This is a genomic window from Paraglaciecola sp. (assembly GCF_051252315.1).
Classification (GTDB): domain Bacteria; phylum Pseudomonadota; class Gammaproteobacteria; order Enterobacterales; family Alteromonadaceae; genus Paraglaciecola.
Genome location: NZ_JBPOFP010000073.1, coordinates 1 through 23,851, shown reverse-complemented (window position 1 = coordinate 23,851; position 23,851 = coordinate 1). Strand labels below are relative to the sequence as shown.

Here is a 23,851-nt window from a genome sequence, read left to right as displayed (position 1 = left end):
ACCGCTTCGCGCCCATGTCTTCGGTTCATTTGGGTTTAGGTGTGAATTGCATATTCAGGATAAACAAGAACAAATAGATAATTGGTCGGTGTGATAGGATTCGAACCTACGACCCCTTCGCCCCCAGCGAAGTGCGCTACCAAGCTGCGCTACACACCGACTCAAGCTGGGCAGTTTACTTATTTTTACTTGCTTTGCAATGGATAATCCAATTTGCATAATCAATTGGCCATTTGTTAAACAATTTTGTTTAGACTTGGGCTTTATTCTGAGAAGTTTTGGTTGAATTTTACACATAATTTGGCAAGCTAAGTATTCCAACATAAAAACGGATCTTCATTGTGTTAACCAAAATATCTAAAAGCTTATTTTTCTGTTTCACTCTATTGTGTATTTCTGGACTGTCTCATGGGCAGATTACTTTTCCTGTAGACATAGGTGAAAGGCCTGAGAGTATTATCAAAGCCTTTGATGGCGATTACTTTGTCAGTGTGATGAATAAAAAGCAGCCTAAAGATGGGGTTATTGTAAGGCTAGACGTTCATGGAAAGATTTCTACATTTGCGACCGGATTTGACGAGCCTAAAGGTCTTACTTTTATTGGCAATCATTTATATGTCACCGACTTAACCAAGATATGGAAGATAGACCAGCAAGGTAATGCAGTGGTATTTGCTGCATCCAAAGACTTCCCCCATAAAACCCTTTATTTGAATGACATTGTAGCAAGTCCAGATGGTACAGGATTGTACGTCACCGAAATGGGCGCAGTAACTTATATGCGAGATGAATCAGGTAACTTATGGCCCTTAGGCAGTGAAAAAGCCAAACAAGTACCAGCTAAAGGCCGAGTTTATTACATCAGCTTATCTGGCAAAGTCAGTGAACATATTGGCCCTAGCCGAGACATGTTAAACCCAAATGGTGTGGGGGTGGCAAATAATGGCGAATTACTAATAAGCGACTTTTTTACCGGAAACTTATTCACGGTAAAAGATAAAAAATTAACATTACTAAGCAAGCTATTCAGAGGCGCGGATGCCATAGAACAAGGCAATGACGGCCACTATTATTTGTCTAGTTGGACACAAGCCAAAGCTTGGAAAATAAACGGCAAAACCTTGAAATCAACAGTATTAATCGAAGGCCTTCGTTCTGCTGCAGATTTTTATTTGGACGAAGACAACAAACGTTTATTGTTGCCAGATATGTTGGCAGGCACGATCAACGAAGTAAAACTTTAGAAATTTCGCCGATAAATATTAGGTTCACAAAGGCTGTCTATGTAAAAATTTTGAAGACCGGCGGTTTACCACTCCCATAGTATTTTCAAGGCCTTGATATATGCATTTATTTTATATTTCGATGTGCAAAGCTATTTAGCTCTGCAACCGACTTAACTATATATAATGATTTTTCAGCTGACATCGCTTCTAATCTGCCGACAAAATCATCATTCCAAAATTTTGGACACAGCCTCAGAACCTTATAACTCTCAAGAGTACCTTTTAAAACTGAGCTGCCATCAGGCCACCCCTCAGGTTTGACAAAAAGTCCTTTAAGTAGTCTCTTAGTCACAAACCAGTAGCTTGTTATGTATGGCAGATCAACGTAAACCAATGTATCAGCTGCTTCCAGACGTTGGTTAAATGAACTTATTGGTCCAAATCCATCAATAACCCAACTTTCAGACGATAAGATTTCCATATGTGCTTCATCGAATGAACTACGATCGACCAGCTCCCCATTCTTTTTGTACACGATCGAATCTAGTTGGTGCAGTTTTATACCTGTTGCAGTCGCTAACGCTTTGCTTAACGTAGACTTTCCGCTTCCCGGTTTTCCAAAAACGGCTATTTTATTCATACTGCCTCCTTAAAAAGAATTATTCCCATAAGGTAGAAACAAGAAACCCACCTTTATGGGGTGGGTTTGATAAATTACAGACGCATCAAAACTCCCACCATTCCTATGGAATGATGATAATTCGAGAAATATTGTGGGTAAGATTTAAATTCATACTTCCATTCTTCAAAAAGAACAACGCAATGTCAACCGAAAGTCTGATGTAGCTGCTTGCGCAGAGTAAGCAAGGTGGAGCAGAGTGAATCAGAATGGAGCAGAAGAAAGTAGTAAAAGTAAGTAGAAACACACTTAAAAAAAACACCACAAGATGCAAGCTAGGAGCAAAAATCAAAAAATTATCAAGGATGTCTTGTTAGTATGGTTGTTAGTCTGCTGTATCGTCCGCTATAGAATTTTTATGGTTATCTGATACATTGGCTCAACTAAAAAGTATTTAAACGAATCTGAAAAGATTTAAACAGGGATTACAGGTAGTAAAAATGGAAGTGCAATCAAAAAATACCATCACAGCAGGAAAAGTACTTTTTTACGCTGTTTTATTTCTTATTGTGATTATGGGTTTGTTTGTATTAATCATGAGCCACATGTCGGCCCCAGGAGATTTATCTGCCACGACTAACCAATACACCAAAGCTGATTTAGGCACCATTGGCGATTTCATTGGTGGCTTGCTTAATCCTATTTTAACTTTTACTACCGTTTGTCTTTTAGTTTGGTCAATACATATTCAACAAAAAGAGTTATCAGCCGCCACGACAGAGTTTAGAGAAACCAAAGAACTTCATAGAGATAATTTGTACCAAGAAAAACAATTAAGTTTAGTAAATCGCATTAATGCAAATTGGGATTTACTAATTAATTCAGTGCAGCAGCTTTACCATACAAAACAAATTACCGTTTTTGGTAGCCAATTGGTATCAATTGAACAATTATTGCTAGTGCATGTTACTGAGAGTCCTGCCCACAAAGGACACAATCCCAACTTTTTGTTGAAGAATATAGCGCCTATTACAAGGGTAACCATTGTTAGTATTAAATGCTACGAAGCGATTTTGAATGAACTTGTAACCATCAGGCAATATAATTTATCTTGGGATTACTTCAACGGACAATTCAATTTTATTGCAGATAAACTTGAACAAATATCTATTGTTTTGACAGGCTTTTACCAGCTTAACGACCCTTCTTTAGATGATGAAAAATTTATAGAGTTGCAACGAATTACGCGCGATGTACATATGCTGCTAGATAGTTTAGAACCGAAACGATACATCCCTAACCCAAACTAAACCCAACTCTCCAACACCTTAAAGCAAACTACGACAAATCGTTTAAAGCGTTTGTCGTTCATTTTGTTAAAGGTGTCGTCCTGTTAAATAGAAAAATCCTTGCCGCTGCAGTATCTGCTTCTTTATGTTTTGCTACCTTGTCTGCACAAACCAACACCAACGACTTAGGCCTTGCTGCTCCTTTAAAGTTTATTCATACCTTAACGACAAACATCAGTATTAATATTTTGCTTTTACGACAATCTATTTACTAACTTCTAGCTAATGGTTTTAGTGGCGCAGCCAAGCTTTTGATTTTGTCGCGACTATAAATTCCCCATCAAATTATTGGCTTGTCAGATGGCCAGATATGGACATCTGGACAAGGCAATCTTTTATAGCTGGGAGCGGCTTATTGCCAGTCTGACACAGAAGTCATTAATTTTATGCCATAGGAATTTGTCTGGAGCACGGCATCTTTTGCTTACTTTTCTTGGCTGTTGAAGAAAAGTCAGTCGAGCCTCATGGATGAGGTTTGAAAACCCGCAATGGATTGCGGTGAACAAAGTGAATAATCTTTGTGGCGAAGCCATGCCCCGTGCGCGAAGCGCATGCTTGATAAGCAAAGCGCATAATGTGCCCAGCACATGCTTGATAAGCAAAGCGCATAGCGTGCGCAGCACATAAACAAGCCCAGCGCATACTCTTAAAAAACAAAAATCCTATGACGATTTATCGTCAGCACTAATACGACTCGCTATTGCGCCTTCTTGGTTTTTGTATTTAGCGTCAATGCGGGCGTTGTATGGTTTATCTGCATGACCTGACAACACTTCAAAACTCAAAGCCCCTATTTTCATTCCAGGTCGTAAAGCCAAAGGTAACTTACCACTATTAAAAAATTCTAAGACAATGTTACCTGACCAACCTGGATCAATTCTGTGGGCTGTCACATGTACCATTAAGCCTAAACGAGCTAATGACGAACGTCCATCTAACCAGCCTACAATATTAGCCGGCAAAGTCACTGACTCTAGAGTAACCGCTAACGCCAGTTCGCCGGGATGAAGAAAAAAGGCTTTATCATCAGCAATTTCAATTTCATCACTCATGACGTCATTTAGCGCGGCTTGCACCTCGGCTTTTGGCCCACTTAAATCAATATAGGGAGCGCTATGACTTTCAAAAACTCGAAACTTGTTACCTAAGCGCATATCAACTGTCACCCCACTAATTTCTTCATAGGCAGGCTGGGGAGATATTTTAATATTACCGTCTAGAATATTCTGGTAAATGTCTTTGTCACATAGGCGCATAGTGGTTGCTCATTCATTACTAGGTATGTTCGGCTGATACACCGAAAAAAGTAGGCGTATTTTGCAGTGTGTGGGACTAATTGTCGAGCTTAACCAAGCAAGTTATGTCAGTCCTAGCGGTTTAATTTGTAATGTTTCACACAAATTACTGGGTTTACTACTATTTTTGTTGGCTTAAGGTTATTTTCGTAATGCAATGAAGGCCGTTTTTCGCTACTATTTGCGCCCTTTTTTAATAACCAGTCAATCAAACAATACGATGTCGCAACCAGCCAATACACAGTCACGCAAGATTTTAGTCACCAGTGCCCTACCCTACGCCAATGGTTCAATCCATTTAGGTCATCTTTTAGAGCATATTCAAACCGATATTTGGACGCGTTTCCAACGCATGCGTGGACATCAATGTTTTAGTGTTTGTGCAGATGATGCCCATGGCACACCTGTGATGTTAAAAGCACAACAGTTAGGTATATCACCAGAGAAAATGGTAGAAGACACCAGAGCTGAACATCACCAAGATTTGGTTGACTTTAATGTCAATTACGACAACTACCACATCACTCACTCTGACGAAAACAAAGAGTTGTGTGAACTGGTTTACAACCGTTTGAATGACGCAGGGTTTATTAGTCAAAGAACCATTAGCCAATTATATGATCCTGAAAAGAACATGTTTTTACCAGACCGTTTTGTTAAAGGTACTTGCCCTAAATGTGGTGCAGAAGATCAAAATGGCGATAGCTGTGATGTATGTAGTGCAACCTACGACCCAACCGAATTAAAAAATCCTAAGTCAGTGGTATCTGGTGCAGAACCCGTTTTACGTGATTCAGAACATTATTTCTTCGATTTACCGCAATTCCAAGACATGTTGGAAACTTGGTTACAAAGTGGTGCTATTCAACCAGAAATTGCCAACAAACTTAAAGAATGGTTCGAAGAAGGCATGCAGCAGTGGGATATTAGCCGTGATGCCCCTTATTTCGGTTTTGAAATACCTAACGCGCCAGGCAAATTCTTTTATGTATGGGTAGATGCGCCTGTGGGTTACATGGCCAGCTTTAAAAACCTATGTGACAAAACTGAAGGCTTAGATTTCGATGAGTTTTGGGCTAAAGACTCAGACGCCGAGCTTTACCACTTTATTGGCAAAGACATTACTTATTTCCACTGTTTGTTTTGGCCAGCCATGTTAGAAGGCGCTGGTTTCAGAAAACCAACCGGTGTAAACGTACATGGCTTTGTTACGGTAAACGGTGCAAAAATGTCTAAATCTAAAGGCACCTTTATTAAAGGCCGCACGTATTTAGATCACTTAAACCCTGAATATTTACGTTATTACTTTGCATCAAAATCAAGCGATGCGGTTACCGACATTGACCTGAACTTTGAAGACTTTGCGCAAAAAGTTAACTCTGATTTAGTCGGTAAGGTAGTGAATATTGCCAGCCGATGTGCCAGCTTTATTACTAAACGTTTTGACGGTAAGTTGTCTAACAATGTCCTAGAGCCAGAATTGGTTGCTGAATTTCAACAAGCAGAATCTTCGATTGCTGATGCCTTTGAAAAGCGTCAATTTAGTCGTGCTATTCGCGAGATAATGGCTTTAGCAGACAAAGCGAATCAATTCATAGACGCTAACGCGCCTTGGGTTACGATTAAAGACGAAAACAAACAAGAGTTTACCCATGATGTATGTTCGTTAGGTATCAACCTATTTAGGATCCTAGTGACCTATTTAAAACCTGTTGTACCTACCCTTACGCAGCAATCAGAAGTATTTTTGAATGATCAGTTAACTTGGGAAAGTTCACAAACAGTATTAACCGACCATGCAATCAATAAGTTTAAAGCCTTAATGCAAAGAGTAGATATGGATAAAGTTAACGCTATGGTCGAAGACTCTAAAGAAAACCTAGAGGCTCTTGATTCAAACTCAGAACAACAAACAGCTCAAATTGATCCAAACAGCCCTTTGGCTAAAGATCCTATTGGCGAAACTATTAGTTTTGAAGATTTTGCCAAAATCGATTTACGTATTGCCCGTATAGCCAAAGCTGAACATGTTGAAAAAGCCGATAAACTATTACGTTTAGAGTTAGATCTAGGTGGTGAAAGTCGCCAAGTGTTTGCCGGTATTAAATCGGCTTATCAACCGGAAGACTTAGAAGGTAAGTTAACGGTAATGGTGGCTAACCTAGCTCCACGTAAAATGCGCTTTGGCATGTCAGAAGGTATGGTATTAGCTGCAGGGCCTGGTGGTGAAGACTTGTGGATACTCAATCCAGAAGAAGGCGCACAGCCAGGTATGAAGGTTAAGTAAACAACCGTCCAAGGTAACAATATACTGAGAAAACACGATAACGGCTAAGGTTATGTTAACTCGGTATATTTGCTCAACCTTTTAAAGGCCATATCTTTAATGTGTTCACTTGGGGCGCTTGCCAATGCTTGTTTAGCATTTTGTATAGCGTCTTCTTTCTGTCCACATCGAAACTGTAAATCAGCCAAAACTAAATACCACCCATAAGAATGAACAAACCAATCAGGCATAGCGGCTTTGTCTAAAAGAGCTAGGCCTTCTTCGGGTGATCGCCATTCAGCGATCGCAACCGCTTGATTAAGGGTATAAAACGGAGACGGTGATAACGCTAGTAATAGCTGATAGTTATGCACTATGCGCTGCCACTTGGTATTCTCAAAACTACTAGCCATACAGTGTTCGGCAGCAATACTTGCTTCCAAATGATAACGAGTTACCTGCTTCCCTACTGCGGAATTGTTTAAATAGGTTAACCCTAGAGCGATTTGAGGATGATCCCAATTATGTCTATTTTGTTCCGCCAATAAGGTAAACCCAGTACTATCTTCGCGAGCGTTAAACCGGGCTAAATTAAACAACATTAATGCTATTAAGGCATTGGTTTCTGGTGTATTACCTAAATGACTTTTTGCCAACATTATTGTTAATCGTAAAGCTTCTTCGCATAAGTCACGCCTTATCAAAAAATCAGGGTGAGATGAAAAATACCCCTCTGTAAAAAGCAAATACAATACTTTTTGGACAGACGGCAAACGAACCACCATGTCTGCATTGTTAAGGTTTTCTAGCTCTAGAGAATGTTGCTGTAAACTATTCTTAGCCCGCGTATAACGTTTATGTGTATTGGCAGACGAAATAAACAACCGATTGGCTATTTCAGCTGTGCTAAACCCACATAAACTTTTAAGTGTAAATACCAGCTGTGACTCCACTGGGATGTCTGGATGACATGTAACAAACAACATGCGTAACAAAGAATCTTGTAACTCGCCTGACAAAGAAATATGGTCAAGTTGGTTATGAGAAATATCATCTAAATCATTGTAGTTTGTAAGCAGAGTTTGCCTTCTAGATTCATTTCTAAAATGGGACAATAAATGTCTTAAGGCAACCGTATATAACCATGCTGATGGTTGCTTAGGGGCCTTATGAGTCCAATGTAAAAGAGCCTGACTAAGGGACCATTGAATAGCATCCTCAACCAATTCAATATGCTCAATCCCCGTTTTACGTACTAAAGACGCCACGAGTGGACCGTACTCGTGGCGAAATATATGCTCTAGTTGCGGTTGTTGGATCAAGGGGTATTAATTTCTCTTAACTCTAAGCTAGTGGAGGGGTTTTGTACCATAGGACTAGCTTGAATCACTGTAATTGCTTCATCTAACGATGAAGCCGTTAACAACATGTAACCACCAACAACTTCTTTAAGCTCGATAAATGGGCCATCTTTCACCCCATCAGCTCTAACAGTTGCTCCTTCTGACGACAAAGCTCCGCCCATATCTAAGATATTGTCGGCGAATTTGTCCTGCCAAGCTTGATACTTTGCATACATAGCTTCCATATCTGAAGGTGAAGGTTTTTCGCAACCACCAGATTCACTTCGTAATATGCACATGTATTTTTTATTGCTCATTTTTCGTTCCTTAAAAAGGTTGATCGGGCAGACTAAGTTCTGCCGATACTATAAAGACGCATGAGCATTTGCAAATTGGACACTTAATAAAATTTAATTATAGAAAAATAGGATAAGGGCTAAGTTCTTTTATGGCTTTGAGTGTCTTTTTGTAAAAATCCAGTTCGCGCACTAGCACCGACAGTAGAGAATTTTCGCTTCGTTTGTTTCCACTTAGGTTTTATCATAGACAGTGGGACTTCACGTTTTTTAGCCACAATTAAGTACATACTAGATAAATATCCAAGATTTTTAGCACTCCAGGAGTTCCACTTTGAAGTCTCGTGTAAACGCCTTTGTAAAAATAATTCATTAAACAACAGGTGTTTGGTTTCAATGACTTCAAAGCCCAATAGCTGTAACCAATCTTTAATTCGGTTACATGAAAAAAATCGAGCCTGGTGCAGAATGTTAGATTGGTTAAAAGGTAAATATTTAAACAATCCACAAAGACTAAAAGGATTAAAACCGGTTAACACTAAATGGCCGTTTGGAATAATCGCTCGATCAACTTCTCGCAATATCTGATGAGGATCGTGGGTAAAATCTAATTCATTGGCCAATACAAAGGTATCTACGCTATTTTCTGCTAAAGGTAACGCCGTTGACTTAGCAATTAAGTTACTTCCCTCCTTCATTTTAGAAAAAAGGTTCACCTTGTGTTTAATCGGGCAAGCGCTTAACTCTAACTGGCTACTCAAATGTCCTAAACGTACCAAATGATAACCAAAAAACTTTCGGCTGATTTCTGTTAGTTCACTTTCGATTAATGCACGTACCTCTTCACCAAGAGGCAACTCTTGCCAAGACTCTGGTGTGGGTAAAGAATTTTTAGTTAAGGCAGATTTCATAGATGATATGGTAATCTAATATTGATAACATTTCATGTAACCTGCTGTAATTAGGAGTACAAAGGTGTCTTTACAAGTCTTTGCTATTAAAGCGTTCAACGACAACTATATTTGGTGTGTTCATAACCAAGAATTCTGTATTGTGGTCGACCCAGGTGATGCGGGGCCTGTACTCGAGTTTTGTCATACTCATAACCTAACACTTTGCGGCGTATTAATTACTCATCATCACTGGGATCACACCGACGGTTTAGACTCGTTAATAAGAATAAACCCTCAACTGTCAATTTACGGGCCTAACAGCCACAAAATATCGCAAGTGACACAAACATTAGTTGAAGGACAATCACTTAATATTCGTCAATTAGACCTAAACCTGTCTATTTTAGAGGTACCCGGCCATACCTTAGATCACATTGCCTACTACTCAGAGGTTGGTTTATTTTGTGGAGACACCTTATTTTCAGTAGGATGCGGGCGACTTTTTGAAGGCTCACCTGAACAAATGTTTAACTCGTTAAGCAAATTAAATGAACTGCCAGCACAAACTAAAATATATTGTACCCATGAATATACATTAGCAAACATTACCTTTGCACAAGCGGTTGAACCAAACAATAAAGATTTAGCGGCCTATAAGCTGTGGGCTGAAAAGCAAAGGCAACAAGGTCAAGCAACCCTCCCCTCAAGCTTGGCCAATGAGTTAGCTGTTAATCCATTCTTACGTTGTAATCAAACCGAAGTAGTTCAAGGTGTTGAACAAAACGCCAATCAAAAACTAAATTCTGAGCAAGATGTGTTTACAGCACTAAGAAAGTGGAAAGATAATTTTTAATCCGTAGAATGTAGCGATAATCAAAAAAATAATAAAAGCACGGGTTACTCAGGTAAATTGTGCCGTATTACAAATTAAATATAATAATAAATTCAAGGGTAAAACGTTGCGTATTCATTCTCTAGCTATTCTACTACTGGCAGGCCTTATTTCAGCCTGCGAAAGCACCCAAAATCTGACTGACAGTCATTCGATTGAGTCTAATGAGTTAACCGCTGAATCACCTGCAACAGTAAGCTGTTCAGAATCAGAAGATCATGCAGAACAAGCACTCACCTGTGACACAGTAAACGAAGGTACATTTCCGATATCCCATCCTGTAGAGCCTATTGAAGTCGCAGTCACTGTTCCTGAACAAATTATTGAAGCCGCCGAAGAAGAAGAAATTAAAGATCTTTGGACCCGTGTACAAAGCCAGTTAAGTTTTAAATTTCAAGACAATAAGCGCATTAGGGCTCAACGTAATTGGTATCTAAAACACCCTGAATATATGCAACGTGTGGCTAAACGGGCCAAACCTTTCCTGTATTTAATCATTGAAAAATTGGAACAGCAAAACATGCCTTTAGAACTGGCTCTGTTGCCAATTGTTGAAAGTGCATTTGATCCCTTTGCTTATTCACACGGCAGAGCGGCTGGTATGTGGCAATTCATACCTTCAACGGCCACTCGTTTTGGCATGAAACAAACCTGGTGGTATGACGGCCGCAGAGACGTAATGGCCTCAACTCAGGGTGCTATTGATTTCCTCAATTATTTATTAAAAATGTATGACGGAGATTGGCTTCACGCGTTAGCCGCATACAATAGCGGTGAAGGCCGAGTGCAAAGATCGATCAGAAAGAATAAAAAGTTAGGTAAAAAAACGGACTTTTGGTCTTTAGATTTACCACGAGAAACCGAAGCCTACGTACCTAAATTATTAGCCTTAGCCGACATACTCGCCAATAGTGACAAATACAATTTTGCATGGCCAATTATTGACAACGTGCCATTAACCCAAGAGGTCCAAATTGGTTCACAAATCGACCTTGCATTAGCCGCAGATATGGCAAACCTTACAGTCAAAGAATTACATGCACTCAACCCTGGTTTTAATAGATGGGCAACGGATCCAAATGGCCCACATAGGTTATTAATCCCTATAGACAAAGTAGTGACCTTTGAAGCAGCGCTGGCTAAAACAGACAATAAACAACGACTAAATTGGGTAAGACATAAAGTAAAAAGTGGTGACAGCCTGATAAAATTGGCTAAAAAATATCATACAACCACAGATATCATCACTAAAGTTAACAAGTTAAAAGGCAACATGATACGTGTGAATGATCACCTTTTAGTGCCAGTAGCGCTAAAATCGTTAGACTCTTATTCTTTATCTCAAGAGCAACGTCTAGCTAAAGTGCAATCTAAAAAAAGTGGCGCCTACCAACTAAAACATAAAGTGAAAAGCGGTGACACATTTTGGGATATTAGTCGTGAATACAAAGTTAATCTAAGAAGTTTAGCCAAATGGAATGGCATGGCACCAACCGATACGTTAAGACCAGGTAAAGAGCTAGTAATTTGGTTGAATAAAGCCTCCACTAAAACAACTGCTAACGTACCAAGCCAAGACGGCGTTATGCGAACACTGACCTATACGGTAAGAAACGGAGACTCTTTAGCTCGCATAGCCGGTAAATTTAAAGTAAAGGTTAAAGACTTACAAAAATGGAACCAAAGTAAGTTAAAGAAATATTTACAACCTGGGCAAAAACTAAAAATCTACGTAGACGTTACCAGAACTTAGAACTCAAACAATTTATGGGAGGCTAAAGTGCACAAGTTAGAACTAAAAGTACCTCCCGTAATTGTGTTGTTATTTTGTTTGATTTTGGTTTATGCCACAACATTCCTGCCAGAAATTATTCACTTACCAGCCTTCCCCACTTGGGCAGCATGGATAAGCTTTGTGGTGAGCGTAATCATAATTTTCGCTGGAGTCTTGGAGTTTAAACGAGCTAAAACAACGGTTAATCCAACTAAGCCAGAACAAGCATCGCAATTAGTTAGCCAAGGGATCTATCGTGTCACCCGTAATCCTATGTACTTAGGTATGGCATTTATTTTGTTGGCAGGTGTCTTATATGTACAAACATTCTTTTCCATATTTTTGCTTTGTTTTTTTGTCTGGTATATGAATTCGTTTCAAATCAAACCAGAAGAAATAATGATTGAACGCATATTTTCCCAAGAATATGTCGAATATAAAAAGAAAGTACGGCGCTGGCTTTAAAAGGACAGCGCTAAAAAGACCGAAAAATCTGACATTTAGGTCTCTATTCAAATTTTTACACAGTGATACTGACTAAAGACTCACCTTCAACCAAGCCAAATTTTTCAGCCAGTTTAGCAGTGATACTAGCATTATCACTTTGCGATTCATCTTTTTCATCAAACAGTGTTTCAAGGTAATCCACTGCCGATGTAAGATCTAAATTTTGTCCACCTTCTGGTGGAGGCGGCGGTCGTTGTCCCACTTCAGTTCCTGATGCTTTGGCTAAATCACCTATTTCTCGAGCATCAAATCCTACTTCTGCGAGTTTATCGGCAAATGAACTACTTGGCGCAATACCTGCTTCAGAAAATGCCTCAACAATGCTCGCTGCATCAGCTTCTGTCAGATTATCTGCATTATAGTTCGCTAACGTTTCTTCAATTAAAGTTGTTTGCTCGTCTGTTAAACTTCGCTGACCACCACTTCTAGGCGGTGGAGGCATTCCTCCATTAGCACCAATTGAATCAATCATTTTATGTCCTCATTATTTAATAATTTAGTAACAACATTGAATAACTGGCGTCCCCACACGGAGTTACTCACCATGGTACAAAAATAAGTAAAACACACAAATGTGCAGCAAATAAGGAAATAACTTTTTGAATAAAAAAGGGCAAAGAATCGCTTCTTTACCCTTTTGGTATGGGATTCTTCTAGATGAATTTAGAACTGATATTTAGCACGTAAATACCAAGAACCGCCTTCGTAGTTTGCTGGCGTTCTACGAGGGTATTGTAAGCCAACACTCATACGGTTTGCATAAGGAGCGCCAATCTCGTCAACATAAGTATCAAATATATTCGATACACCAGCCGTTAAGGTTAGGTCTTGTGTGGCAAAGTAGTTTAGCTCCATATCAATATAGAATATTGGATCAATCTTAGCAGAGGGAGAAGTCGCAGCGCCTATTGTGCCACGTTCATCATAATGCTCGCCATAGTAGTTCGCACGTAACATAAACTGATAATCATCTGCAAAATCAGTAACAGTTGTCGCCACGAAGCGATTTTCTGGGTAGTTATTTTCAATGTCTTCAACCGCCGAATCACTTACTGGCGTTAAACCATTTACTTGTGACTGACCAACTACCTCAATGGTATTGTGGTTGTAGGCAAAAACAAACTTTGTCTCTGCAAGATCCCAATCAATAGAGGTGGTATAAACTAAATCTATTCCCTGATGTTCTACATCTAACGCATTGGTGAAGAAGGACACTGAACCACCGTTTGGTTGCGCAATATCACCAGTACGATAAATACGATCATCCACAGCTGTTTGATAGAAATCTAAAGACAAATTACCTTTGCTAAATCCACTGTAAGTTAAACCTAAACTTAAACTCGTTGATTCTTCTTCTTTTAAAGGTTTTGCACCGTTAGCAATTGCTAATGGTTTATCAGCCGGTAATAACCCTTCTTCAACTTGTAAACCTGTACTGCCGTCAAACGTTGTAATAATCGTACTGACATTAGCTTGTCCAGGTGTTGGCGCATGGAAACCTGTTGAATAGGCGCCACGAATAACCAAGTCATCTGAAATATTGAAACGCGCTGCAATTTTACCGTTTAGTGTGCCACCAAAATCAGAAAAATCTTCATAACGTAATGCACCTTGCAATAACAAGTCGTCTGATACATCGTATTCTAAGTCAGCGTATAGTGCCATGTTGTCTCGACTGAAATCACCTGCATCTGCAGGGGTAACAGCTGTCATACCGCTAGGTCCAGAACCTGTCGTCGCAGCAGTTTCACCAGCAACCGTGCTAAAGGTTTCTTCACGCCATTCAGCCCCAAAACCTAAATACATATCATTAGAAAGCGGCATACCAAAATCGGCATTGACGTTAGTTTCTTTTTGTTCGTAACCACCCATGTCAAAATCACGTTGGCCAAGTACACCATTATTGGTCAAACTAGGGTTAACCGTATTATTTAGAAAATATGCCAGTTCATTTTTACCAAAACCCATGCTGATGTTATAGCTAAGCTCGTTGCTTGTTTCGCCTTTCCAACCCGCTACTAAGCTAGAGTCTTTTTGCGCACCATCTAAATAAGGCGTATAACCAGCCGGTAAACTTGTAACATCCGTTAAAGTGCTGTGACTAGGGTTGCGGTAGAAGAAACGATAACGGCCGTCAGTACTTGCGTATCCACCGTGTAAATACAATTCGCCTTCTTTGCCTAAATCGTACCCTGAGTTAATCATGGCTCGAGTACCACTGGTCTCAGGACGTCCCCAAGATTGAACGAATGGCTCGTCACCAAAAGGTGAATCAGCACCAACACCTGGAACACCCGCGTCAACTAACGCTTGTCCATCTGCACGTTGTACACCGCGCGATAATGCTTCGTTATCATTGGTTTCAAGACTTAAGTTAATAAACCCATTTGCACCTAGTTCAAAACCAGCATTAGCGCCTACGATCCAGCTTTGTTCACCTTCATAAAATTCTCCAAATTGAGCAACAACACTGCCCCCTTCGCTGTCATCTTTTAATTGGAAGTTCATTACACCTGCGATGGCATCAGAACCATACTGTGCTGCAGCGCCGTCACGCAATACTTCAACATTTTTTAAAGCAATACTTGGGATCATACCAATATCCACACCATGGGCACCATTACCGGCCGCTGGTGCAAAAAATTGTACTAATGCCGAACGGTGTCGACGTTTACCATTTACTAACACTAAGGTTTGATCTGGGGCCATACCTCGAAGAGAAGTAGGTCGAATAAATGCACTACCATCTCCAGTAGCAGGAGTTGCGGTAAAGGATGGAACTAAAGCTTTTAAGTTATCTGTAATATCTGCTGTATTACCATTTGCAGTAAATTCTTCTGCCGAAAACACATCGATAGCGACTGGCGAGTCTGTCACTGTTCTGGGTGTACCACGTGTTCCTAAAACAGCTATTTTTTCTACGTATTCTTCTTGTGCTGCGTCTTGTGCTAGGGCAACTTGTGTAGTGGCTACGCTCGAAAAGAGCATAGTAATAGCACTAGCTAAAAGTGTTTTATTAGTTTTCATTTTATTTCCCTTTGTCCTTGATACTATCTTTTTTGCTAAATAATTTATGCATGTGTCAGATACAAAATCCATAACCTAGTAAGATGAACTCTACTACGTAAACTAGACACAAAAGATACCATATCAGATCTTTTTCAGGAAAAAAGCTTTACCTCATGTACGGATATTTAAAAATGTAACAAATTCAAACAACTACATAGGGCCTGTTGATATTTGCTGTATAAATTTTGTTCTAACTAAACACTTTTTAATCGCGGCGCTGGTTTGTAGGCGCTACCTATCCAAAAGCGGCGGGCTAAGTCAAAAATTAGCAACAAAGAGTTAAAAGTGTTTAGGACGAACCCTTTGGGCAGCGTTTGGGCAGCATTTCTACTGCTTCAGCACTCATTCATGTAGAACAACTACACCACAATCGCGCTTTATTGTATAAATATCGCCCAACTCGCTGTAAAATCATACAGTGAAGATCAACAGGCCCAAAATATAAAGCACTCATTTTAACCATAAATCAATTGTGGTAACCACATAGATAACTGTGGAATAAAGGTCACTAATAATAAAACAATCACTAAAGGAATAACGAAAGGAATGGTGGCTTTAGCGCACTCTTCAAACGGCACTTTAGTTACGCGAGATAACACATATAACACCATGCCCACGGGAGGCGTTAATAAACCTATCATTAAATTAAGCACCATCACTACGCCAAAATGAACAGGATCAATTCCCAAGCTCACTGCTATTGGCAAAAGAACAGGCGTTAAAATAGTAATGGCAGCTATGGTTTCCATAAAGCAACCCACCACAAACAAAATGAAGGTAATCATTAACAACAATAAGGTTTTGTTGTCGGTTATGGTTAACATCCAGCGAGTAAAGTCTTCGGTCACATGTTGGCTGGTTAACACCCAAGAGAATATTGCAGCACCAGCAATAATCATTAAAATAATACTGGTGGTTTCTATGGTTTCCATACTCACCTTTACCAGTTTTTTAAGACTCAACGAACGATATACGAGCCCGCCTAGGATCAGTGAGTATGCGGCAGCAGCTATGGCTGCTTCTGTCGCAGTGAAGACGCCAAACAAAATTCCACCAATAATAATAACAGGCGTCATCAAAGACAGAAACGCAGATTTAAAGGTATTACCCAAACGTATTGGGCTAAAACCTGCGTCTTTTGGGTAGTTACGTTTTTTAGAGTAATAAGCCACCATGACCATCAAGGCGATGGCCATCAATAATCCAGGTACAAAACCAGCTGCAAACAATTGGCCTATTGAGGCACCAGCCATCACACCGTATATGATCATAGGTAAACTGGGCGGAATAATCGGTCCAATAGTAGATGATGCTGCAGTGATACCCACGGCAAACCCTGCATCGTAACCTTTATTTCGCATAGCTTTTACTTCGATGGCACCTAAGCCTCCAGCATCAGCCACAGCTGCCCCAGACATACCAGCAAACATAATAGAAGCACTAATATTCACATGCCCTAACCCACCACGCATCCAGCCAACCAAAGCGTTAGCAAAATTAAATATACGCGTTGTGATACCTGATGAATTCATTAATCCACCAGCCAACACAAAGAATGGAATAGACAATAAAGGAAAACTATCCATGCCCCCTACCATTCTGTGTAATACGATTAACTCGGGCACTTGACCATCATATAGAATCGCCAATAAAGCCGAGCCAGCCAAGGCAAACGCAACTGGAAAGCCCAATATAATCATTACGAACAATGACACTAATAAAATTGCAATAACCATAATTCGACTGGACCTAATCTAAAGAGTTTTGAGAGCTATCATCAATAGCATTCGGATTTGAAGTGAACATACCAATGAGATGTTGAATAGCACGGAATATCATTAACACCAATCCGCCAAACACTAAGCTATATAAAACACTCACTGATACATCTAATGAAGCCATTTTGTGGATCTCAATAAGAGGGATAATCTGCCAAGCAAAAAACGCTAAAGAGCTTAAAAACACCAGATTACAAACGGCTATGAAACGATAAATATTGGTCGACAAGTTTTTAGGCATCCAGCGATGAAACAAACTCACAAATATATGGGTGTTTTTACGTACGCCCATACACGCACCAATGAAACCTAAGGTCACTAATTGATACCGGGCTAATTCTTCCGTCCACCCCAATGGTGACGAAAACACATAACGACTTAAAAACTGCGAAAACAAGGTAATGGCTAATAACCAAAACAGTACAAATGCCACCCAATCTTCAATTCGAAAGTCGGCATAAGAAAATGGCTCGTTATCATCAATATCAAACTCTAAGGCATCTGCCTCATCAGGGTTATTTGATGTTTTGTAATCGGTCATACAAATCCGCTCCTAGTCTTTGTTTGGCTTCTACATGGGTTGGTAGCACTTTTTCGCGAAACGCATTTCTATCCAGAGTTAATACGGTGACACCTTGCTCTTCAAACCAAGAAATCAAATCTTTCTCTGACTGTCTTGTATCCGCCGACACTTTAGCTGCCGCTTGTTTGAACACTTGGCTAAAAATATCTTTATCCGCTGCAGACAACATATTCCACAACCTGTCGCTTGCCACTGAAATCACCGCGCCTTGTAAATGCCCGGTCAAACTAATGTATTTTTGCACTTCGTAGAACTTCTTGGCTTTAATAGTTGGCAAAGGATTTTCTTGGGCATCCACTACACCTTGTTGTAGGGCTAAATACACCTCAGAAAAAGCAATAGGGCTAGGGTTTGCGCCAACAGCTAGTGGAAACATTTTAAATATGGATGCATTAGGAACTCGCAGTTTTAGGTCGAGCATGTCTTCTGGTGTTTTAATCGGTTTGTTCGAGGTCACATGTCTCTGGCCATAATAATTATTGCCAACTATGCGGTTACCACGTGAAGCAAGCTTGTACCCTTGGGCAAGTTCAGCAAATAAATCACTGTCATTAAACTTTTGCCAATGCTGGTAATCTCTAAATACATAGGGTAAATCAGGTAAGGCAATGGGAGGATAGTTTTGTGCAGCAAAACTGGTGCCTGTGTAGATAATATCGATCGTACCTAAGCTCAAACTTTGATTTAGCTCAGCTTCTTTGCCCATTATCGACACAGGAAATACATCTATGGTGTAGCGTCCTTGGGTACGTTTTTCAATTTCTTCAGCCGCCCAAACAGCCCATTTATGTAACGGTTCTGAGGTTTCGTAAACGTGAGCCCAAGTGAGGTGTTTCACATCCTGTTTAGCCAAAACAGAAAAGCAGCCAAAAACAGTAGAGAGAATAAGAGCTAACGCGGTAAACCTAGTGAGTCTCAGTGAAAAGTAACCAATAAAAGACATAAGCAAATGTTAATTATTTTAGTTTTATGTAAACAGATCCTGTTACGAATGACTCACTTTGTCAATTGTTTATTGTCATACATTCTTGCCTAACTTAATATTTCGGACAAGGTTCCGGTACTATCTGAAAACGAGTCAACTGGCGTACCTAATTGCTGTAGCAGAGTTAATAACAAATTCGTCATCGGAATATCTTCACCATAGTTATGATGAGCCCCGTGAGATAACCCTAAGTTTTTGCCTCCAGCTACGATAAGGGGGTAGTTTCTTGGGTTATGTACTGTACTCGTAGTTGAGCCGTATAAAACAATGGTATTGTCTAATAAAGAACCTTCGGCGTATGGGTCATCTGTTTCAGCCATTTGTTTTAAAAATCCAGCAAATCGTTCGGTCAAATAAGCGTCGTAGGTGCCCCAATTTTCGTAGCCGCCTTCTTTATTAAAACTATGGGACATGTCATGGTGATTAGGTAAACCAATGGCTTCTGGAAAACGATTAGCTAAACCACCTGGTGATTCCTTAACTTTTTGGTAGGCTACGGTACGTGTGCTATCGGTTAAAAATGCAGTATGGATCAGCTGATACATACTGTCTATAAACTGTGTTGGACCATCCTGGATTGGATCAATGTCTAACACAAACTGCTTTTCATCGACTTTAGGTTTAGGGATATCAAGCCATTCTTCTGCACGCTCCAATCTTGTTTCTAATGAACGAACTGCAGTGAGATATTGTTCCATTCTTGATTTATCATCAGTAGATATGGATGAATTCAATTGTTTTAGATCAGGTAACACTGCATCTAAAATAGAGCGATCTCTGCCGAAAGCTTGCTTAATTGATTGTTTGTCGCCGCTTGGCACACCATATAACTCATTAAAGACGTCTCTAGGTGAACCCATTGAAGGGATCGGTTGCCCACTACCTGCATAAGACATGGTATTAGGTCGACGGAAGTCCCCTAGCCCTCCTTCAGAGCCCATTGTAATATAAGGATAACGAGTTTGAGAGCCAGCATACATTGCATGCAACTGATCAGCAGAGATAGAGTTACCTGCTGGTGTCAATGGATCTGCGCCACTCAAAAAGTAACCACCGGTTGAGTGGGCAAAAATATCTCTAATACGCGGGTGTGACAAACCAGATAAAAAACTTAGTTGTTGCTTAAATGGTGCTAGAGCAATATTTGATTTCGAGAAGGTATAGTCTTTTCCGTACTCATGGGGGAACCACTGCCAATCTTTGTGGGCCACATGATCGGCTGGCGGTAACGACACGCCCATGCCAAAAAACAAACAGCACAATCGTTTTGGTGAACTATTACTTGCTGATTGAGCGCCAGGTTTTCCCCCTGTATTAGCAGAACTAGTGGCTATCGAGGGTAAGGCAGGCAACAAAAGAGAGGACGTAGCCGACTTTAAAAACGTACGCCGATTAAAATTAATTACATTTTTGGCCATGTTAATGCACCTCTTTTTGTATATGTTGAGCTCTATTCGTAAAACCATCACTTTGAACAATAGCCTTAGTCAGTTCAGATAATTTATATCCAGACGCCCTAAATGCAGAATATATAACCTCAGACTCTTGTTCATCTAAAATATCCAATTCTCTACCTAAAGCATAAACCATCATATGATGAACGATAGCTTTCATCAGCTGTGTTTCACGGTTTTTCTGTAAATAAGTCGAAAAATCAGCCAATGAATTGACTTGGCTACCATCTGGTAATACCGAACTTGGATCCACCGCAACCGTATTTATCACTTTAAGGTCGAACTTGTTATTGAATAGTTTAAGTTCATTTTGTTTAGATTTCTGTCTTCTTTGTTCTTTTTCTAACTCAATTTTTTCGTAGGTATTCACTTGGGTTCGCCACATACCTGTCGCGTCATAGTTTTCCATTAATAACCCCCAAGGATCTATTTTCTCATGGCAACCAGAACAGCCGCTCAATTCACGGTGTTGTTCAATTTTTTGTTTTAACGACAACCCTGCTAACTCTGGATTATTGGTGTCTAACTCAGGTACTGACGGCGGCGGTGGCGGTGGCGGATCATTTAACAATCTTTCTAACATCCACACCCCCCGTTTAATTGGATGAGAATCTTCGCCATCTGAGTTCATAGTTAAGACACTCGCTTGGGTTAACAAACCCATACGCTTTTCAGACGCACCAGTATAAACCCGTTGGATATCACCACTAACAATATTGGGTACTTGATATATTCTAGCCAACTGTTGATTAATCATCATATATTCTGAAAAATATAACTCTCGCGCATCTCGATCTTGATGAAAATTATCTTGGAAAGTTAAAACACTTTCATTAGACATTAACTGGCCTAACTCTAAACCATACTCAGGATAGTGATTATCTGAAATACTAATATCCTTAAGCTTAGCCAGTTGTAACCATTGCTTTGCGAATACTTGGGTAAAACGTTTAGCCTTGTCATCGGCCAACATACGTTTGACTTGCTCGGCTAAAACAGCTGGATCTGATAACTTATTATCAGCGGCTAGAGTCCTCAGAATTTTGTCTGGCATAGAAGACCAAAGATAATAAGACAGTCGAGAGGCTAAATATTGATTGCCATAAGCCACAGGATCCAGCGTTTTCTCTTGTTCATTTTGGCTAAAGCCAATATATAAAAATGAGGGTGAAATAAGCGCTGCAGCTAGCGTTTCACGCACCGCTTCTGTAAATGGCAACCCACTTTTGCGTAAATTCACAAACAGATCCAAATACACCTTGTATTCTGATTTAGCTATCTGCTCTTTTCTAAATACTCTAGGAAGAAACTCAGTCAACACTTTTTTAAGTCTGCTTTTTTGTATCTCCATGTCGGCATTTTTGCCCACATACTGAATGATGAAAGGTGTATCGCTAGCACTTTTCACTGGAATAACTTTGGCTTCTAACGCGTCCAAATGCAAAGTGGGCACCCCACTATCCTGCCAAATTTTCAATCCTTTAATTTGCTGTTTTTCAGCCCGTTTGGTTTGGTCCACTAATACCTTATTCACTTTCGGCGCCGAGGCTAATGTCAGATCAGATTGGCCGTATATCGAGGCTGCAAAGACTCCATTTTCGTGGCGGGCTACATTCGAAAGTACCAGTAAAATCCATCTGTTGTTGCCATCCCAATCCCCCCTAGCCATATGAGGTTCAATAATATCTTCTAACCTAAACCTGAATTCGAGTACTTGAGGATCATCCAACGACGCCGTGATGTCGTACTCCCCCACGTTTTTAACCCGTAAACTTTGAGAATTTTGCCAGCCCGCCTCTAACCTTAATCTTGGTAAGCTGTGGTCACCATTTTTTCCAGATGTCTTTGCCGCAGCGTGCACCTTAACCACTACTTCACCTACTGTTTGATAGGTTTGCAATAACATAAACTGTTCGTGTAATCGGGCAAAGCCTCGCCCTTCCCCAGCGCTAGATTTTCCGGCAGGCACATCACCATAAGGCAAAGGACCATATGGACGATCCCGAAAGATGGGCTTTTGGGTTTGCCGTTTTGCTTTAATGGCTTCTATCTTTTGCTTAGAAAGCGGCTGGCCAGCACGCTTATAGGCTAAAGAATGTCCTTCACTGCGCGCAAAGTGATACACATCTTCCATTTCAACAAAGTATTTGTCGGTTTTATCCGTCGGTTTACCAAACTGCACATAACGTTCTACCGCTTGGCGAGCTATGCCGTGGTAGGATTTAAGGTCAGACATAGACACCATCAGTAACTCGGCATCATTGTCATACCCATGTTCAGATTTTGGGTCGTTGGGTAGACGACTCACAAAGTCTGCATCTACCTTAAATAAATCTTGATAGGTATTATTTAATTCACGTTTATTTAACCGCCTTAGTGGCGCGTTAGCCATATCAGCGCGTCTTGCATGTGCATGTTCTTCTAACGCTGTATGGATCCAATCAATCGCCAACATACGTTGACGATCAGATGGCTGTTTTGAGTCTTCAGGCGGCATGTTATGTGAGCCCAAGGCACCTAACACTCTTTGCCACACATGCTGGCTATTAAACTTTAAAAATGACGGATCAACTTGATCTAAACGAAGATTGGCTTCTTGTTTACCTTCACCATGACATCGCAAACAGTACCCATCAATAAACTTGCCAACATCAGAATCAAAATGCTCCAAAGTCGCCTTCGAAACAAACGTATGTTCAGCTTGTTCGTTATCAGTAATAGCTGACTCATCTTGAGTATTGCTCGGTAAATGATTAGTTAAAATCGGAACCAATAATTGCGGAGAATGTTCGGCTAAGTACTTAGGTCCGTGTACCAAAGCGCCACCATCGTGAGCAGCAAAACTCATGACGCCAATTGCGCAAAGCAAACAAAGACGATAAATATTAGAGGTGATTTTTGAAAGCGTCTTTTGAGCAAAAACATACAAAACTAAAGCAATACATGACAAAACTGCAACCGAGATACCGAATAGTCTATGGCGCTCTACCAATGCTCCTTGATGCCCTTCGTTGGCAGCGAGTAACAAACCTAAAACAACGGTTAATACGGCACTTAATGCGGCAAACGTTAATAATGGCCCAACCAACTTTTTAAAATACGCAGTAGGTTTATATGCACCTAACAACTCAAACAAACCAACCAGCACTAAACAAGTCACCGGAAAATGCAAAACTAAAGGGTGAAATCTTCCTAAAAACCGCGAAAACCCGCTACCTTCAATGCCTACTAGAGGATTAAATTGAGCGACATAGAAAATGCACAAAATACCCACAGAAGATAATATGCAGGTCAATAAAATTGTGTGCTGACGTAGTTTGTCAAACAAAGATCATTCCTTTTTAAACCTAATTCACCAAGTACGTACTTTGGCTAGCAATCGATACGAAATTATAGATAAATCATGAATTTTAAATTTGCCACCTAATTTAACAAAACCCACACAAGATGTTAACAGTTTGCATGAAATTTACATTTCAAAACTGGGGGCTGTTGCACTTTATAAACCATAAAGACTTATTC

18 protein-coding genes and 1 tRNA gene are annotated in these 23,851 nt (G+C 40.1%); 6 read left to right on the top strand and 13 right to left on the bottom strand.

Annotated elements, in window-relative coordinates:
• Positions 1–82 precede the first annotated feature (82 nt).
• Positions 83–159, bottom strand: a tRNA-Pro gene (locus tag ACSHXM_RS14320).
• A 182-nt stretch (positions 160–341) separates the two neighbouring features.
• Here ACSHXM_RS14320 and ACSHXM_RS14315 point away from each other — a divergent pair.
• Positions 342–1,244, top strand: coding sequence for a hypothetical protein (locus tag ACSHXM_RS14315; protein ID WP_435689573.1), 903 nt, complete (start codon positions 342–344; stop codon positions 1,242–1,244).
• A gap of 106 nt (positions 1,245–1,350) precedes the next feature.
• Here ACSHXM_RS14315 and ACSHXM_RS14310 read toward each other — a convergent pair whose 3' ends face one another.
• A complete protein-coding gene (locus ACSHXM_RS14310) occupies positions 1,351–1,866 on the bottom strand; it encodes an adenylate kinase (RefSeq protein WP_435689571.1) in 516 nt (171 codons plus the stop codon).
• A gap of 479 nt (positions 1,867–2,345) precedes the next feature.
• On the opposite strand from ACSHXM_RS14310, the gene ACSHXM_RS14305 reads away from it, so the two are divergent.
• Complete coding sequence (locus ACSHXM_RS14305) at positions 2,346–3,155, top strand: hypothetical protein (RefSeq protein WP_435689569.1); 810 nt, start codon at positions 2,346–2,348, stop codon at positions 3,153–3,155.
• Between the two features lie 701 nt (positions 3,156–3,856).
• On the opposite strand, the gene dcd is transcribed toward ACSHXM_RS14305, so the two are convergent.
• Entirely contained in the window at positions 3,857–4,450 is a 594-nt protein-coding gene (gene dcd, locus ACSHXM_RS14300) for a dCTP deaminase (RefSeq protein ID WP_435689567.1), read from the bottom strand.
• Positions 4,451–4,709: 259 nt separating this feature from the next.
• Between dcd and metG the strand changes: the two genes are divergently transcribed.
• Positions 4,710–6,776 carry a methionine--tRNA ligase gene (gene metG, locus ACSHXM_RS14295; RefSeq protein ID WP_435689565.1) on the top strand — a complete coding sequence of 689 codons (2,067 nt, stop codon included), beginning with the start codon at positions 4,710–4,712 and terminating at the stop codon, positions 6,774–6,776.
• 50 nt (positions 6,777–6,826) lie between these two features.
• On the opposite strand, the gene ACSHXM_RS14290 is transcribed toward metG, so the two are convergent.
• The 3 genes from ACSHXM_RS14290 to ACSHXM_RS14280 all read right to left on the bottom strand — a co-directional run bounded on the left by ACSHXM_RS14290 (position 6,827) and on the right by ACSHXM_RS14280 (position 9,305).
• Entirely contained in the window at positions 6,827–8,077 is a 1,251-nt protein-coding gene (locus tag ACSHXM_RS14290; protein ID WP_435689563.1) for an RNA polymerase sigma factor, read from the bottom strand.
• Positions 8,074–8,415: a YciI family protein gene (locus tag ACSHXM_RS14285; RefSeq protein WP_435689561.1), complete on the bottom strand. Its 342-nt coding sequence runs from the start codon at positions 8,413–8,415 to the stop codon at positions 8,074–8,076. The genes ACSHXM_RS14290 and ACSHXM_RS14285 overlap by 4 nt, the downstream gene beginning before the upstream one ends.
• Positions 8,416–8,534: 119 nt before the next feature.
• Positions 8,535–9,305, bottom strand: coding sequence for a methyltransferase domain-containing protein (locus ACSHXM_RS14280; RefSeq protein ID WP_435689559.1), 771 nt, complete (start codon positions 9,303–9,305; stop codon positions 8,535–8,537).
• Between the two features lie 64 nt (positions 9,306–9,369).
• Between ACSHXM_RS14280 and gloB the strand changes: the two genes are divergently transcribed.
• The 3 genes from gloB to ACSHXM_RS14265 all read left to right on the top strand — a co-directional run bounded on the left by gloB (position 9,370) and on the right by ACSHXM_RS14265 (position 12,418).
• Positions 9,370–10,140, top strand: coding sequence for a hydroxyacylglutathione hydrolase (gloB, locus tag ACSHXM_RS14275; protein WP_435689557.1), 771 nt, complete (start codon positions 9,370–9,372; stop codon positions 10,138–10,140).
• Between the two features lie 106 nt (positions 10,141–10,246).
• Positions 10,247–11,932, top strand: coding sequence for a LysM peptidoglycan-binding domain-containing protein (locus ACSHXM_RS14270; RefSeq protein WP_435689555.1), 1,686 nt, complete (start codon positions 10,247–10,249; stop codon positions 11,930–11,932).
• 27 nt (positions 11,933–11,959) lie between these two features.
• Complete coding sequence (locus ACSHXM_RS14265) at positions 11,960–12,418, top strand: methyltransferase family protein (protein ID WP_435689553.1); 459 nt, start codon at positions 11,960–11,962, stop codon at positions 12,416–12,418.
• A gap of 55 nt (positions 12,419–12,473) precedes the next feature.
• Here ACSHXM_RS14265 and ACSHXM_RS14260 read toward each other — a convergent pair whose 3' ends face one another.
• The 7 genes from ACSHXM_RS14260 to ACSHXM_RS14230 all read right to left on the bottom strand — a co-directional run bounded on the left by ACSHXM_RS14260 (position 12,474) and on the right by ACSHXM_RS14230 (position 23,657).
• Positions 12,474–12,932: a hypothetical protein gene (locus tag ACSHXM_RS14260; protein ID WP_435689551.1), complete on the bottom strand. Its 459-nt coding sequence runs from the start codon at positions 12,930–12,932 to the stop codon at positions 12,474–12,476.
• A gap of 191 nt (positions 12,933–13,123) precedes the next feature.
• The gene (locus ACSHXM_RS14255) at positions 13,124–15,487 is read right to left on the bottom strand and encodes a TonB-dependent receptor plug domain-containing protein (protein WP_435689549.1); all 2,364 of its coding nucleotides are present in this window, start codon (positions 15,485–15,487) and stop codon (positions 13,124–13,126) included.
• 497 nt (positions 15,488–15,984) lie between these two features.
• Positions 15,985–17,265, bottom strand: coding sequence for a TRAP transporter large permease (locus ACSHXM_RS14250; RefSeq protein ID WP_435689547.1), 1,281 nt, complete (start codon positions 17,263–17,265; stop codon positions 15,985–15,987).
• A gap of 13 nt (positions 17,266–17,278) precedes the next feature.
• Entirely contained in the window at positions 17,279–17,848 is a 570-nt protein-coding gene (locus ACSHXM_RS14245) for a TRAP transporter small permease (protein WP_435689545.1), read from the bottom strand.
• Positions 17,823–18,833, bottom strand: coding sequence for a sialic acid TRAP transporter substrate-binding protein SiaP (locus ACSHXM_RS14240; protein ID WP_435689543.1), 1,011 nt, complete (start codon positions 18,831–18,833; stop codon positions 17,823–17,825). The genes ACSHXM_RS14245 and ACSHXM_RS14240 overlap by 26 nt, the downstream gene beginning before the upstream one ends.
• 89 nt (positions 18,834–18,922) lie before the next feature.
• Positions 18,923–20,293 (bottom strand): DUF1552 domain-containing protein, encoded by a 1,371-nt coding sequence (locus ACSHXM_RS14235; protein ID WP_435689541.1) that lies wholly within the window; start codon positions 20,291–20,293, stop codon positions 18,923–18,925.
• A gap of 1 nt (position 20,294) precedes the next feature.
• Positions 20,295–23,657, bottom strand: a complete 3,363-nt coding sequence (locus ACSHXM_RS14230) for a DUF1592 domain-containing protein (RefSeq protein ID WP_435689539.1) — start codon at positions 23,655–23,657, stop codon at positions 20,295–20,297.
• Positions 23,658–23,851: the final 194 nt, after the last annotated feature.

Coding starts and splice junctions, on each gene's coding strand:
- ACSHXM_RS14310 (WP_435689571.1), bottom strand. CDS start 1,866: ATGAATAAAATAGCCGTTTTTGGAAAACCGGGAAGCGGAAAGTCTACG.
- ACSHXM_RS14305 (WP_435689569.1), top strand. CDS start 2,346: ATGGAAGTGCAATCAAAAAATACCATCACAGCAGGAAAAGTACTTTTT.
- dcd (WP_435689567.1), bottom strand. CDS start 4,450: ATGCGCCTATGTGACAAAGACATTTACCAGAATATTCTAGACGGTAAT.
- metG (WP_435689565.1), top strand. CDS start 4,710: ATGTCGCAACCAGCCAATACACAGTCACGCAAGATTTTAGTCACCAGT.
- ACSHXM_RS14285 (WP_435689561.1), bottom strand. CDS start 8,415: ATGAGCAATAAAAAATACATGTGCATATTACGAAGTGAATCTGGTGGT.
- ACSHXM_RS14280 (WP_435689559.1), bottom strand. CDS start 9,305: ATGAAATCTGCCTTAACTAAAAATTCTTTACCCACACCAGAGTCTTGG.
- ACSHXM_RS14260 (WP_435689551.1), bottom strand. CDS start 12,932: ATGATTGATTCAATTGGTGCTAATGGAGGAATGCCTCCACCGCCTAGA.
- ACSHXM_RS14255 (WP_435689549.1), bottom strand. CDS start 15,487: ATGAAAACTAATAAAACACTTTTAGCTAGTGCTATTACTATGCTCTTT.
- ACSHXM_RS14250 (WP_435689547.1), bottom strand. CDS start 17,265: ATGGTTATTGCAATTTTATTAGTGTCATTGTTCGTAATGATTATATTG.
- ACSHXM_RS14245 (WP_435689545.1), bottom strand. CDS start 17,848: ATGACCGATTACAAAACATCAAATAACCCTGATGAGGCAGATGCCTTA.
- ACSHXM_RS14240 (WP_435689543.1), bottom strand. CDS start 18,833: ATGTCTTTTATTGGTTACTTTTCACTGAGACTCACTAGGTTTACCGCG.
- ACSHXM_RS14235 (WP_435689541.1), bottom strand. CDS start 20,293: ATGGCCAAAAATGTAATTAATTTTAATCGGCGTACGTTTTTAAAGTCG.